Annotated in this window: 10 protein-coding genes; 9 read left to right on the top strand and 1 reads right to left on the bottom strand. The window is 68.9% G+C overall.

What is annotated here, in order from left to right; all coding sequences use genetic code 11:
* Positions 1 to 94: 94 nt before the first annotated feature.
* Positions 95 to 1,270 (bottom strand): glycoside hydrolase family 76 protein, encoded by a 1,176-nt coding sequence (locus AC5RVV_RS15310; RefSeq protein WP_494002243.1) that lies wholly within the window; start codon positions 1,268 to 1,270, stop codon positions 95 to 97.
* Positions 1,271 to 1,425: 155 nt separating this feature from the next.
* Between AC5RVV_RS15310 and AC5RVV_RS15315 the strand changes: the two genes are divergently transcribed.
* The 9 genes from AC5RVV_RS15315 (at position 1,426) to AC5RVV_RS15355 (ending at position 13,874) form a co-directional block, all read left to right on the top strand.
* Complete coding sequence (locus AC5RVV_RS15315) at positions 1,426 to 2,202, top strand: SDR family NAD(P)-dependent oxidoreductase (protein WP_494002353.1); 777 nt, start codon at positions 1,426 to 1,428, stop codon at positions 2,200 to 2,202.
* A 357-nt stretch (positions 2,203 to 2,559) separates the two neighbouring features.
* On the top strand, positions 2,560 to 5,523 hold the full coding sequence (locus AC5RVV_RS15320) for a phosphoenolpyruvate carboxylase (RefSeq protein WP_494002244.1): 2,964 nt from the start codon (positions 2,560 to 2,562) through the stop codon (positions 5,521 to 5,523).
* Positions 5,524 to 6,000: 477 nt separating this feature from the next.
* Positions 6,001 to 6,687: an HD domain-containing protein gene (locus tag AC5RVV_RS15325; RefSeq protein ID WP_494002245.1), complete on the top strand. Its 687-nt coding sequence runs from the start codon at positions 6,001 to 6,003 to the stop codon at positions 6,685 to 6,687.
* 341 nt (positions 6,688 to 7,028) lie between these two features.
* Entirely contained in the window at positions 7,029 to 7,823 is a 795-nt protein-coding gene (locus AC5RVV_RS15330) for an IclR family transcriptional regulator (protein ID WP_494002246.1), read from the top strand.
* A 324-nt stretch (positions 7,824 to 8,147) separates the two neighbouring features.
* Complete coding sequence (locus tag AC5RVV_RS15335; RefSeq protein ID WP_494002247.1) at positions 8,148 to 9,422, top strand: cytochrome P450; 1,275 nt, start codon at positions 8,148 to 8,150, stop codon at positions 9,420 to 9,422.
* Between the two features lie 4 nt (positions 9,423 to 9,426).
* Positions 9,427 to 10,602: a PEP/pyruvate-binding domain-containing protein gene (locus AC5RVV_RS15340; protein ID WP_494002248.1), complete on the top strand. Its 1,176-nt coding sequence runs from the start codon at positions 9,427 to 9,429 to the stop codon at positions 10,600 to 10,602.
* Between the two features lie 148 nt (positions 10,603 to 10,750).
* Entirely contained in the window at positions 10,751 to 12,619 is a 1,869-nt protein-coding gene (locus tag AC5RVV_RS15345; protein WP_494002249.1) for a PEP-utilizing enzyme, read from the top strand.
* A 107-nt stretch (positions 12,620 to 12,726) separates the two neighbouring features.
* Positions 12,727 to 13,530, top strand: coding sequence for an SDR family NAD(P)-dependent oxidoreductase (locus AC5RVV_RS15350; protein ID WP_494002354.1), 804 nt, complete (start codon positions 12,727 to 12,729; stop codon positions 13,528 to 13,530).
* 23 nt (positions 13,531 to 13,553) lie between these two features.
* The gene (locus AC5RVV_RS15355; RefSeq protein WP_494002250.1) at positions 13,554 to 13,874 is read left to right on the top strand and encodes a 2Fe-2S iron-sulfur cluster-binding protein; all 321 of its coding nucleotides are present in this window, start codon (positions 13,554 to 13,556) and stop codon (positions 13,872 to 13,874) included.

The raw sequence follows: 13,874 nt of genomic DNA on the forward strand, positions 1-13,874 counted from the left end.
CAGGGGCGTGCACGGGCCCCGGCCGTGCGCCGGTTCACCAGCCCGTTCCGACGCCCGTGCCCACGCCCGCGCCGACCCCGGTGCCCACGCCCGCTCAGGCGGGCAGCGTGGCGGCGGCTTCCAGGGTCATCCAGGCCTGCAGTTGGGTGGACAGCTCGACGCCGCCGCCGGGCCCGCCCGCTGCGGCGGCCGGAACCCCTGGGTCGGGGGAGAAGAGCAGCGCCTCCCCGGTGCGGTGGTTTCCGAGGGTCCGCCCGCCCCAAAAGCCTTGCGCGGTGTCCAAGACCATCCGCGCGGCCAGTTCCCGCGCCGAGTCCGGCAGCCGGTCCGAGCGGGCAGCCAAGGCCAGGTATCGGGCCAGGATCCCGGTGAACAGGCCGCCGTCGCCGGCGCCGTGCGTGCGCAGGACGAGTTGACCGCCGTCGCCGTCGGTCGCCGAAGTTCGTTGGACGAAACCGGCCGCGATGCCCTGCACCAGTTCGGCGGCCCGCGCCAGGTCGGCGTCGCGGCCCGTTTCCAGCAGTGCCCCGAGCACCGGCCCTTGGTTGTAGGTGTAGAGGTCGTCCACCAAAACCGGCCGGCCGCCGTCGACCCGGACGCCGTCGACCCGGACGCCGTCGAGATATAGCCGCTGCCGGGGCGCGTACAGGGTGGCGTCCAACCAGTCCAGGAGCCGGGCGGCCTGCGCCCGGTCGCCCGTGCGCGCCAGATACAGGGCCGCCGGTGCCGTGGCGGGGGTGTTCTTGAAGTCCCTGGCGGTGTTCCAGAACAGGCCGCCGCCCAGGTCCGGGGTGTGCGCCGATTCCAGCTGGGGCAGCAGGCGGCGTGCCGCGGCCCTGTTCCGGAAGCGGGGCTTGTGCGCCTCGGCGGCCAGCATGTCCAGCCGCTGCGCCGCCAACGCGAGCCAGGCCATGTCGTCGTAGTAGGAGTTGTCGAAGCGGAATCCGTTGCGCCAGCGGAGCGTGCGCAGCAGCCGCGCGGCGAGACGGCCGGCGCTCGGCCCGGTGCCGCCGTCGTAATGCCGGCCCCGGCGCAGCTCCCGCCACCCGGCATCAACCAGGCAGTCCAGGAAGTGGGCCTGCCACCAGTAGTGCCACGGCCCGCCGCGGCCGGGGGAGGGTCGGCGGACCGCGCCCAGCATGGTGAACGGAAGGCCCAGCAGGCGCTGGCGGAAATGGCGGACGACGGCGATGGCGGCCTCGTCCGCGCGTCCGGCCGCCAGAACGGGCTTGGGCGGGCGGAGTGCTCCGCCGCCGGGCAGGGTGGGCATGTGGACCAGCCTAACGGCGGATCGGCGCGGCGCAGGCCGGAATCTGCCCGCCGATGCCCGGGGTGTGCGCCGGGCCACACTAGGCTGAGGGTTGCAATGCCGCCGGCAGGAAGGCGGCCGGAGGGATGAGTGTTGAGGACCCGGAGGAGGATCCAGTGGAGGTAGCCGGAACCGTAGCGTTGATCACGGGCGGAGCATCGGGGCTGGGGGCTGCGACGGCCCGCCGACTGCATGCCGCCGGTGCGTCGGTAGTGCTGATGGACCTGCCCGGCTCGAAGGGGAAAGAGCTCGCCGCCGAACTCGGGGACCGGGCCGTGTTCGCGCCCGCCGACGTGACCCATGAAGAACAGGTGCAGGCCGCGGTGGAGGAGGCCGCGGCACTGGGACCGCTGAGGATCGTGGTCAACTGCGCCGGCGTCGCCACCCCGGGCAAAGTGCTGGGCCGCGACGGGGTCCTGCCGCTGGAGGCGTTTGCCAAGGTCATACAGGTCAACCTGGTCGGCACCTTCAACGTGATTCGCCTGGCCGCCGCCGCCATCGCGGCCACCGAACCGGTGGAAACCGAACTGGGCGGGCCCGAGCGTGGCGTCATCATCAACACCGCCTCCGTGGCGGCCTTCGACGGCCAGATCGGCCAGCCCGCCTACGCCGCGTCCAAGGGCGGAGTGGCTGCCATGACGCTTCCGCTGGCCCGCGAACTGGCGCGCTCGCTGATCCGGGTGGTCACCATTGCGCCGGGCATCTTCGAGACGCCCATGATGGCCGGGCTGCCGCAACAGGCGCAGGAATCGCTGGGCCAGCAGGTGCCGCACCCGTCCCGGCTGGGCCGGCCGGCCGAGTATGCGGAGCTGGCTGCGCACATTGTGGCCAACTCGATGCTCAACGGCGAAACCATCAGGCTGGACGGCGCGATCCGGATGGCGCCCAAGTAACCGAAGAGTCGGTGGGCGGGGGAGTAATCGGCGCTTCCGGGCTGCGCCTAAGTTCGGCTCTTCCCGGGCTGCACCCAGGTACCCGGCACCTCCCGGGTGGCGCCCAAGTACCCGAGGGTCGGTGGGCGGGGGAGTAACCGGCGCTCCCGGGCTGTGCCCAAGTAACCGCACGGTCGGATGGGGCGGGGGAGTAACCGGCGCGATCAGAATGACGCAGGCAGCCGGCGCCTCCGAAACCCGTCGGCGGAAGGCGAGGCGCCGCCGTCGTACGCTTGAGGTGGACCGTGCCGAAGCTTGGAGTCCCCCGGGAACGGCACGCCCGCCGCAGCCGCCCGCAGGACGCGAAAGGACGCACCCATGCCGCACGCCGCCCGCGACCGGGACCTCGACGCGAGCCTGCGCGCCGACGTGCGCCGGGTGAGCACGCTCCTGGGGGCATCGCTGGCGCGCCAGCACGGGCCGGAGTTGCTGGACCTGGTGGAGCAGGTGCGGCTGCTGACCAAGGAGTCCAAGGAAGCGGCCCGGGGCGAGGGCGAGGCCACGGGGCCGTGGACCGCCCGCGAGGTGATCGACCAGGTCCGCGAACTGCTCGCGGGGCTGGACGTGGACGAGGCCACCGACCTGGTGCGGGCTTTTGCCTTCTACTTCCACCTGGCCAACGCCGCCGAACAGGTGCACCGGGTGCGCCAATTGCGTGCCCGGCCGGAGGAAGACGGGCAGTTGCTTCGCACCGTCGCCCAGATTGCCGAGGAAGCGGGGCCCGAGGCGCTGCAAAACGCGGTCAACCAGCTCGACGTCCGCCCCGTCTTCACCGCGCATCCCACCGAGGCATCGCGGCGCACCGTGTTGGACAAGCTGCGCGCCATCTCCGACCTGCTGTCCACCACGACGGCGGAGGGCAGCACGGCGCGGCGGCGGCAGGACCGGCGGCTGGCCGAGATCATCGACCAGATGTGGCAGACGGATGAGCTGCGGCACGTGCGGCCGAGCCCTGTGGATGAGGCGCGCAACGCCGTTTACTACCTGGGCAACATCCTCAACAACACCATGCCGGAGCTGATGGGGGACCTGGCCGAACTGCTCTCCGAACATGGCGTGACGCTGCCCGCCGACCGGGCGCCGCTGCGCTTCGGCTCCTGGATCGGCGGCGACCGTGACGGCAACCCGCTGGTCACCGTGGACGTGACGCATGAGGTCTTCCAGCTGCAGAACCAGCACGCGGTGCGGATCAACATCGGCTTTGTGGACAGCCTGATCGCCGTCCTGTCCAACTCGACGACGATCGTGGCCGCCAGCGACGAACTGCTGAATTCCGTGGCCAGGGACCTCGAGAACCTGCCGGGCCTGGACACCAGGGTGCGCGAGCTGAACGCAAATGAGCCCTACCGGCTGAAACTGACCTGCATCAAGGCGAAGCTGCTCAACACCAGCGCCCGGATCCAGCGCCGGCTCCCACATGAGCCCGGGCGGGACTACAGCTCGACGGCGGAGGTGCTGGCCGACTTGGCGCCGATCGAGCGATCCCTGCGCGCCCACACCGCGTCGCTGGTGGCGGACGGTTCGCTGGCCGCCGTGCGCCGGGCGGTCTCGACCATCGGGCTGCACCTGGCCACCCTGGACTTCCGGGACAACGCGGGGAAGCACCACAAGGCGGTCGCGGCGCTGCTGGCCGCCCGCGATGCCGCGCGGACCCCGGCCGGCGTGACCGCGGCCTCGGGTGCTGCGGTGGGCCGAGTGGCGGGTTCGGGCGGGACGGCTGCGCCGGGGGCTGTGGCGACAGCTGGGGGTGGCGCGGCTGCTCGGGCGGGTGTGGCGACAGCCGTGGGCGGCACCGAGGCCGCGGCCGACGCTGCTGCGCCGTCCGGCTACCTCGAGCTGGCCCGCGGACCGAGGCAGCAGCTGCTTTCCGCGCTGCTGCTCGAGCCCGGACCGCTGGCACCGCCGTCGTCGTTGAAAAAGAAGCGCGCACGCACCCTGGAGGTGTTCGGAGCGATCGCCGAGGCCCTGCGCCAGTATGGTCCGGACGCCGTGGAGACGTACATCGTGTCCCGGGCACGCGGCGCCGACGACGTGCTCGCCGCCGCGGTGTTGGCGCGCGAGGCGGGACTGCTGGCGCTGGACGGCTCGGAGCCCAAGGCGCTGATCGGCTACGCGCCGCTGCTGGAAAGCGTGGAGGCGCTGCGCAGCGGCGGGAAGATTTTGGACGACCTGCTCTCGGATCCGCAGTACCGCCGGATCGTGCGGCTGCGCGGCGACCTGCAGGAGGTCATGTTCGGCTACTCGGACTCCAACATGGAAGCCGGTGTGGCCACCAGCCAGTGGGAAATCCACAAGGCTCAGCTGGTGCTGCGCGACGTGGCCGCCCGGCACGGGGTGCGGCTGCGCTTCTTCCATGGCCGCGGCGGGTCGGTCGGCCGCGGCGGCGGGCCCACCTACGACGCGATCCTTGCCCAACCGAACGGCGCGCTCGCCGGCGAGATCAAGTTCACCGAGCAAGGCGAAGTCATTTCCGACAAGTACACCCTGCCGGAGCTGGCCCGGGAAAACCTGGAGTTGGCGCTTGCGGCGGTGCTGCAGGCGTCCGCGCTGCACCAGGAGCCGCGGACCTCGGAGGCCGAACGCGGCCGCTACCACGCGGCCATGGAAGCGATTTCCGGCGCGGCCTATGAGCGCTACCGGCTGCTGGTGGAGCACCCGGACCTGCCGGAGTATTTCCGGACGTCGACGCCGGTGGAGCAGCTGAGCGAGGTGAAGTTCGGTTCGCGTCCGGCCGACCACCCCGAGGCGGGCCCGGCCGCCGGCCAGGGGCTGGGCAAGCTGCGGGCCATCACTTGGGTGTTCGGCTGGACCCAGTCGCGGCAGATCGTTCCCGGCTGGTACGGCGTCGGCAGCGGATTGCGGGCCGCCCGGGCCGCCGGATTGCAGCCGCAGCTGCGCGAGATGATCAGCAACTGGCACTACTTCCAGTCCTTCATCTCGAACGTGGAGATGACGCTCGCCAAGACCGACCTGGAGATCGCGGCGCATTACGTCTCGACGCTGGTGCCGGAGCAGTTGCGGCACCTGTTCGACGACATCCGCGCCGAGTTCGAGCTGACCGTGGCCGAGATCCGGAAGCTGACCGGCGAGAACGAACTGCTCGATAACCAGCCGGTGCTCCAGCGCTCGCTGCACATCCGCGACCAGTACTTGGACCCAATTTCGTACATGCAGGTGGAATTGCTGCGCCGCATCCGGACGTCGGAGCCGGACGAGGCACTGCAGCGGGCCATGCTGATCACCGTGAACGGCATCGCCGCGGGCTTGCGGAACACCGGCTAGCGCGGGAGTGCGGCGTCGAGGGCGAGGCTTGTGCGCGCGGCCTACGCGGCGCGTCGCGTCGGGCTGGCGGCCGGGCCGGAGGCCGTGCGCGGCCTCGGCGCCTGACCGGAGGCCGTGCGCGGCCTCGGCGCCTCACGAGCGGGCCCGCGGTGTCAGAGTGCCAGGATGCCTATCCTCGGCGGCTTGGCAGCGCACATCTGCCCATGTTTAGCCATAACTTCCCATGTCTTGGCCGACCCACCCACGTCTGACTAGGCAGGATGCTTAAGCATGCGGCTAAACGTGGGAAGTTACGGCGCAAGCTCCTCGTCTGCACCCTCCGTCTGCGGCCCGCCCAAGCCTTCCCCCCCCGCCAAGCCACTCAAGCGCCCCGTTCACCCCGCCTATGCCGCCCGCGCGCACAATCCCGCCCGCCCACCTTCCGTCCAGCGGAACCACCTGGTTGCCCGCCCCGCGATTGCTCGTCATGCTGTGGGCATGACGAAGCTGCTGCCTGCCGCCAACCTGTTCGGCCACGACGTCACCGCCGCCATCGAGGCCCAGCCGGACGGCGTGGTGCACCTGGCTGCGCACTTGGATCGGATCTGGCAGCAAGCGGCTCCGTTGCTTGCCGTCCGCGATAACGACGCCCACACGCTCTACGCCTATGGCCTGGCCAAGGCCCTGCTGGCCGCCCACCCGGAGGCCGACGCCGACGTCGTCCTTCCGGCCATCATGCTGCACGACATCGGCTGGTCGCAGGTGCCCCCGGACCAGGTTCTCGCAGCGATCGCCCCCGGCGGCGGCCGGCCGGACCTCGTCTTGCTGCACGAGAAGGAAGGCGCCCGACTGGCGGCCGGAATCCTCGAAGAGGTTGACCACGACCCGGCGCTCATTCCGCGCATCCTTGAGATCATCGACGGGCACGACTCGCGCAAGGAGGCCCTCTCGATTGAGGACTCCATCGTCAAGGATGCAGACAAAACGTGGCGGCTTAGCCCGCACGGCGTCGACACCGTGATGGAGTGGTTCGGGCTGGACCGCGGCCAAGCCCTTCGGCTCTGCAGCCAGCGGGTCCTGGGCCATCTCTTCACCGAGGAGGCCAAGGCCATGGCGCGCGCGCTGTCTGCACTGGAATCGGTAACCTTGTGGCCGCAGCGCCGGGCGCTGCTGGCTGACGGCTAGACTCGGTTTCGGTCGGGTGCCGCGAGGGCACCGGCTTTGAAGCTCTGCGGCACGGACGACGGCGCTGTCCGGCTTGCCCGGAAGACGGCGCCCGGCTTCGTTTGAACGACGGCGGTGCCGGGCTTTGCTTGGACGACGGCGGTGCCCGGCTTTGCTTGGACAATGGTGGTGCCCGGCTAATTTTGAACGACGGCGGTCTCGGCTTACCCGAACGACGACGGTGCCCCATTTTGTGGGGCGACAGGCGGTGCCGGGCTTCGTCTGAACGACGGCGGTGCCGGGCTTCGTCAGACGACGGCCGTGCCGGGTTGTGTCGGACCGGCGGAAAATGGGAGGCAGCTATGGCCGGCGGTAGCCGAGATCCGGGACGCACGGTCACGTCCCGCGTGCTGGCCATCCTTGAAGCCTTCGAGCAATCCCGCAGCGCGCTGAGCCTGACCCAGATTTCCGAGGGTTCCGGCCTGCCGTTGAGCACCACGCACCGGCTGGTCGCGGAGTTGACGGAATGGGGCTTCCTCTCCCGCGGCGCCAACGGCCGCTACCAACTGGGCATCCGCCTCTGGGAGCTGGCGCAGAATGCCGGCCGGCAACTGCGTGATGCCGCGCGCCCGTTCGTGCAGGACCTGTTCTCCCTCACCGGCGAGACGTCACAGCTGGCGGTCCGGGAAGGCCACGAGGTGCTGTACATCGAGCGCATCTACGGCACCAAACGCGTGCCCCGTGCTTCGCGGGTCGGTGGCCGGCTACCGATGCACGCCACCGCCGTCGGGAAAGTCATTCTCGCGTACGAGGAGGAGTGGGTGCGCACGGCCTACCTGAACCGGCAGCTGGAACGTCCCACCGCCCACACGCACATTGTGCCCGGGCGCCTGGCGGAGGAACTGGTCCAGATTCGCGACCAAGGCTACGCCACCACGCTGGAGGAAGTCCGGCTCGGCTCCTGCTCCATCGCCGTGCCCGTTTTTCACACCGGCCGGATCGGCGCCGGGCTGGGGTTGGTGTTGCTGACGTCGCAGGCCGCCACGATGACGCGGCACCTCCCGGCACTGCGCGGTGTCTCGGCACAGATCGAACGCGCCACCGCGCACATCCCGCTGGAGTCTTTGCTGGGCAGCCACATCGCCCGGAAGGCGTGAGCGCCCGGCGCACATCCTGGTAATTCCCGGACAGCCGCACCGCGCTACGGCGTATGCCTGATTGGTCGTTGCCGGGGAGCCATGAGGCGCAAGGCCTGGGCGCCCGGCCCAACAGCCCACCCGGCACCCGGGCTTATTGCTGGCCAGTCACATCGCGTCCAAGGGCCGTACGCCGCCGCATGCCACGAGATGCTAAGCACTATTCGTTTCCACTCAGTGGAAGAGCCCCTTAGGCCCCGCGAGTGACGTGGGCAACACTGGAGTCTAATCAGCCCGCTGAAACCGACAACGGCGACGGCGGGAGCAGACCCCAAGGAGTTCCAGATGTCATCTTCGACCGAAACGGCAGCTTGCCCGTTCGGCCACGGTGCCGAGGCCCCCGCAGGACACCACGGCTATGAGCCGTTCCAAATGAAGGACCCGTTCCCGGCCTACGCGGAGTTGCGGAACGAGCAGCCCGTCATGTTTGACGAGCGCGTCGGCTACTACGTGGTTTCCCGCTACGACGACATCAAGGCCGTTTTCGAGGACTGGGAGACCTTCTCCAGCGAGAACGCCCAGGCACCGGTCCGCCGGCGCGGCCCGCAGGCCACCAAGATCATGGAAGAGGGCGGCTTCACCGCATACTCGGGTCTTTCCGCCCGCCGCCCGCCGGAGCACACCCGGATCCGCGCCGTCGCCCAGAAGGCTTTCACCCCACGCCGCTACAAGGCGCTGGAACCGTTCATCCGGCAGAACGTCGTGGACCAGCTGGAAGCCATGCTGGCCCGCCCCGATCGCCGCGGCGAACTCGTGAAGGACCTGGCCTACACCGTCCCGACGGTCACGATCCTGACGCTGATCGGCGCCGACGTCTCCCAGGTGGACACGTTCAAGCGCTGGTCCGATTCCCGCGCGGCGATGACCTGGGGCGACCTCAGCGACGAGGAGCAGATCCCGCACGCCCACAACCTGGTGGAGTACTGGCAGGAATGCCTGCGCCTGGTCCGTGTCGCCCACGAGGAAGGCGGCGACAACCTGACCGGTGACCTGGTCAAGGCCCAGCAGGACGGGGCGGAGATCAGCGACCACGAAATCGCCTCGATCCTCTACTCCCTGCTGTTTGCGGGACACGAGACCACCACCACCCTGATCGCCAACTCCCTGCGCGTGTTGCTGGCGCGTCCGGACCAGTGGCAGCAACTGGTGGAGGAGCCCAAAAAGATCCCGGCAGCCATCGACGAGGTGCTGCGCTTCTCCGGATCCATCGTCGGCTGGCGCAGGAAGGCGCTCAAGGACACCGAAGTCGGCGGGGTCAAGATCCCGGAGGGCGGCGAATTGCTGCTACTGATGGGCTCCGCCAACCGCGACGCCGCCCGCTTCGAAGACGGCGAGGAGTTCGACATCTCCCGCGGCAACGCCCGCGAACACCTGTCCTTCGGCTTCGGCATCCACTACTGCCTGGGCAACATGCTCGCCAAGCTGCAGGCCAAGATCGCCCTGGAAGAGGTGGCGCGGCTGGCACCGAACCTGAAGCTGGAGAACCCCGGGAACATCGAGTTCCGCGAGAACATCTCCTTCCGTGTCCCCGAAACCGTCCCCGTCAGCTGGGAGGCCTAAGCCCATGCGCAGCAACGAATTTATCCAGTTTTTCGACGGCGGCATCGAGCCCCGGCTCGAGAACCTCGGCGGCAAGGGCGCCTCGCTGGTCACCATGACCTCTGCGGGCATGCCGGTGCCCCCGGGATTCGTCGTCACGACCGCCCAGTTTGACCGCTTCATGCAGGAAGCCGGGATCACCGAGCACATCAACCAACTGCTGGCCGGCCTGGACCCGGAAGACATCGCCCAGGTGGACGCGGTATCCGCCTCCATCCGCGAAGACATCTGCTCCCGCCCGGTACCGGCCGACATGCGCGCCCAGACCGTCGAGGCCTATGACGCCCTGATGTCCCGCTTTGACGCGCCGGTCCCGGTGGCGGTGCGTTCCTCCGCCACCGCCGAGGACCTGCCGGATGCCTCCTTCGCCGGACAGCAGGACACCTACCTCTGGCTGGAAGGCTTTGCCGCCGTCGGCGAACACATCCGCAGCTGCTGGGCATCGCTCTACACCTCGCGCGCCATCATCTACCGGCTGAAGAACAACATCCCGGACCAGGGCCTGTCGATGGCCGTCGTCGTGCAGAAGATGGTCAACGCCAGGGTCTCCGGCGTCGCCATGACCCTGGACCCGGCCAACGGCGACCGCTCCAAGATCACCATCGACGCGTCCTACGGCGTCGGCGAAATGGTGGTCTCGGGGCAGGTCACGCCGGACAACATCGTGCTGGACAAGGTCACGCTGGCCCCGGTCGCCGAACACCTGGGCGACAAGCACGCCGAACTGATCCCCGATGCCGCCGCGCGCACCCTCGTGGAGCGGGAGGTCGACGCCGAGCGGCGGGCCCGGCGCAGCCTGACCGACGACGAACTGCTCGCGGTGGCTCGGATGGCCAAGCGGGCGGAGAAACACTACAAGTGCCCGCAGGACATCGAGTGGGCGCTGGACAGGGACCTGCCCGACGGCGAAAACCTGCTGCTGCTGCAGTCCCGGCCGGAAACCGTGCACTCCTCCAAGAAGCCGGTCGCGGCGTCGTCCGCGGTACCGGGGGCCGGCGGATACGCCGCGGCCCTGGGTGCTGCGCCCGGGACGGCGGCGCCCGCCGGAGCCGGGAACGCCGGAGCCGGGAACGCAGGCACCGCCACCGGCGGCTTCAGCCTGGGCAGCATCACCGCCTCACTGCTGAAGCCCTCCGCCTGACCATTGCCCTGAACTGTTCCGCCTGTTCCACCGCAAGGCAGCAAGGCTCCAACAGCCCCACCGCAAGGAAGCAAGGCAACAAGGTTCCACCGTTCCACCGAACCGCCCACCGAAGGCTCAATGCAGAGCCGCCACCGAAAGGACCGCCATGTCTATGAAGTCCTTCCCGAAGCCCTCCGAACTGCCGGTGCCCGCCGGCGCCGAGGGCTGGGAGAAGATTTACCCGTATTACCTGGTGTTCCAGGACAAGCTCAAGGAACAGGAAGACGCCAAGTTCTGGTTCTGCGACAGCCAGCACTGGCCCACCGTCTACAAGCCGTTCGAGACCATCGGCGGCGAGTTCGCGGTCAAGTGCCTGGGCCAGTACAACGCCCGCCACCTGATGATCCCCAACGCCAACGGCATCGAGTTCCGCGTGCACCTGGGTTACCTGTACATGTCCCCGATCCCGGTTCCCGAGGACCAGATCGCCGACCGCGTCCCGCATTTCGAGCAGCGCGTGGGCCACTACTTCCAAAACTGGGAGGAACTGCTCAAGCAGTGGCACGTGAAGGTCCGCGGCACGATCGACGAAATGGAAACCATCTCGTTCAAGAAGCTGCCGGACATGGTGCCGATGGAAGACATCACCACGGGCAAGGCCAAGGACGGCTCCGAGGTGCTGCTGGAGAACTACGACCGGCTGATCCAGCTGGCCTACCAGAACTGGCAGTACCACTTCGAGTTCCTGAACCTGGGCTACATCGCCTACCTGGACTTCTTCAACTTCTGCAAGGAAGTCTTCCCGAACATCCCGGACCAGTCGATCGCCACCATGGTGCAGGGCGTGGACATGGAACTCTTCCGCCCCGACGATGAGCTCAAGCACCTCGCCAAGCTGGCCGTGGAGCTGGGCCTGCAGTCCGCCTTCGGCAACACGGACGACGTCGATGCCACCTTGGCCGCGATCCGCGCCTCCGAGGGCGGCGACCGCTGGATCGCCCGCTACGAGGAAGCCAAGGACCCGTGGTTTAACTTCACCGTGGGCAACGGCTTCTACGGGCACGACAAGTACTGGAACGAACACCAGGAAATTCCGCTGGGCTACATCGCCGACTACATCCGCCGGCTCGACGAAGGCCAGCACATCATGCGCCCGGTCGAGGAGCTGGTGGCGGAGAAGGAACGGATCGTGGAGGAATACCGCGAACTGCTCGACGGCGAGACCTTGGCCGCGTTCGACGCCAAGCGCCAGCTGGCGGCCACCGCGTACCCGTACGTGGAGAACCACAACTTTTACATCGAGCACTGGACCATGGGCGTCTTCTGGCGCAAGATCCGCGAGCTGTCGCGGATGCTGCAGGCCGAGGGCTTCTGGACAGAGCCGGATGACCTGCTGTACTTGAACCGGAACGAGGTCCGCGACGCCCTCTTCGATCTGGTCACCGGCTGGGGCGTGGGCGCCGAACCGATCGGGCCCACCTACTGGCCGGAGGAGATCGAGCGCCGCCGCGGGATTGTGGACGCGCTGAAGACCGCGCGGCCGGCACCGGCACTCAACACACCGCCGGCCTCGATCACCGAACCCTTCACCCGGATGCTCTGGGGCATCACCACCGAACAGGTCCAGCAGTGGCTGGGCGAGGGCGAAGAAGTGGAAGGCGGCGGACTGCGCGGCATGGCCGCGTCCCCCGGCGTCGTCGAGGGGTACGCGCGGGTGGTCCACGACTCCGACCAGCTCTCCGAAGTGCAGCAGGATGAAATCCTGGTGGCCACCGTGACCGCGCCGAGCTGGGGGCCGATCTTCGGCAAGATCAAGGCCACCGTCACGGACATCGGCGGCATGATGAGCCACGCGGCGATTGTCTGTCGCGAGTACGGACTGCCGGCGGTGACAGGCACCGGCTCGGCCTCCACCACCATCAAGACCGGCCAGCGGCTGCGGGTGGACGGGACCAAGGGCACCGTGCAGATCCTGGACGTTGAGGAAGCCGCCGAACCGGCCGTCGCCGGGCCGGGAGCACACAGCCACACCTGAGTTTCCGGCAGCACTGCAGCCGACTCAAGCACACCAAGTGCCGGGCCGGGAAAAGCCCGCACCCCCAGCGGGTCCCGGCCCGGCACACCGAACATGAAAGCGTGACGATGACACAGCCTCCCCCCGACGCCACGGCCGGCCAAGGCTTCCCGAACCCCGACCAGGGGGCCGGCACCCGGACCGTGCTGATCACCGGAGCCGCCGGAGGGCTGGGCCGCGCCTTCGCCCTGGGCTTCGCGGCCCGCGGGTACCGGGTGGCAGCGGCCGACACCAACCTGGCCGGTGCCGAAAAGACTGCCGCACTGGTCCGCGAAACCGGTGCGGAGGCCGAGGCCTTCGAAGCCGACGTCACCGACGTCGCCTCCACCGAGGCCCTCGCCCGGCGGTGCGCCGACTTCGGGCAGGGGAGCATCGACGTCGTCCTTAACAACGCCGCCATCTATGCCACGGTGACCCGCACCCCGTTCGAGGAGATCGACCCGGCCGAATGGGACCTGGTCATGAACGTGAACCTCAAGGGCCCTTGGCTGGTGACCCGCGCCGCCAGCCCCTACCTGCCCGACGGCGGCCGCGTCATCAACCTTTCCTCCGCCACCATCTACTCCGGCTCGGAGCAGTGGCTGCACTACGTCGCCTCGAAGGGCGGCGTGGTGTCGATGACCCGGGTGCTGGCCAAGGAACTGGGCCGGCGCAACATCACCGTCAACGCCATCGCGCCGGGCTTCACGCTCACCGAGGCCAGCTACGGGCTGATGGAGAACGCCGAGAACTACGGCGTGGACCGCGGTGCGCTCAAACGCGCCAGCCAGCCCGAGGACATCGTGGGCGCGGCGCTCTTCCTGGCCGGCCCGGACAGTTCCTACATCACCGGACAAACCATGGTGGTCGACGGCGGCCGCCAGTTCATCTGAACCACTGCAACCCAAGGAGAACCATGCCTACGGTACATTTCACCGACGCTGAAGGCGCCGTCCGCGACGTCGAAGGCAACCCCGGCGACTCGGTCATGGAAACCGCGGTGCGCAACGGCGTGCCGGGCATCGTCGCCGAATGCGGCGGCTCGCTGTCCTGCGCCACCTGCCACGTCTTCGTCCGCGAGGACACCATGGACCAGCTTCCGGAGATGGAAGACATGGAAGACGAAATGCTCTACGGAACGGCGGTGGATCGCCAGGAGAATTCCCGCCTGTCCTGCCAGCTCAAGCTCGCCGAGGGCCAGGACGTGTACGTCACCACCCCGGAAACGCAGATCTGA

It is taken from the genome of Arthrobacter sp. MDT2-34-1 (assembly GCF_059091365.1).

Excerpts from the sequence above, each read along its gene's own strand:
- AC5RVV_RS15335 (WP_494002247.1), top strand. The coding sequence starts at position 8,148 with ATGTCATCTTCGACCGAAACGGCAGCTTGCCCGTTCGGCCACGGTGCC.
- AC5RVV_RS15345 (WP_494002249.1), top strand. The coding sequence starts at position 10,751 with ATGTCTATGAAGTCCTTCCCGAAGCCCTCCGAACTGCCGGTGCCCGCC.
- AC5RVV_RS15340 (WP_494002248.1), top strand. The coding sequence starts at position 9,427 with ATGCGCAGCAACGAATTTATCCAGTTTTTCGACGGCGGCATCGAGCCC.
- AC5RVV_RS15330 (WP_494002246.1), top strand. The coding sequence starts at position 7,029 with ATGGCCGGCGGTAGCCGAGATCCGGGACGCACGGTCACGTCCCGCGTG.
- AC5RVV_RS15350 (WP_494002354.1), top strand. The coding sequence starts at position 12,727 with ATGACACAGCCTCCCCCCGACGCCACGGCCGGCCAAGGCTTCCCGAAC.
- AC5RVV_RS15355 (WP_494002250.1), top strand. The coding sequence starts at position 13,554 with ATGCCTACGGTACATTTCACCGACGCTGAAGGCGCCGTCCGCGACGTC.
- AC5RVV_RS15320 (WP_494002244.1), top strand. The coding sequence starts at position 2,560 with ATGCCGCACGCCGCCCGCGACCGGGACCTCGACGCGAGCCTGCGCGCC.
- AC5RVV_RS15325 (WP_494002245.1), top strand. The coding sequence starts at position 6,001 with ATGACGAAGCTGCTGCCTGCCGCCAACCTGTTCGGCCACGACGTCACC.
- AC5RVV_RS15310 (WP_494002243.1), bottom strand. The coding sequence starts at position 1,270 with ATGCCCACCCTGCCCGGCGGCGGAGCACTCCGCCCGCCCAAGCCCGTT.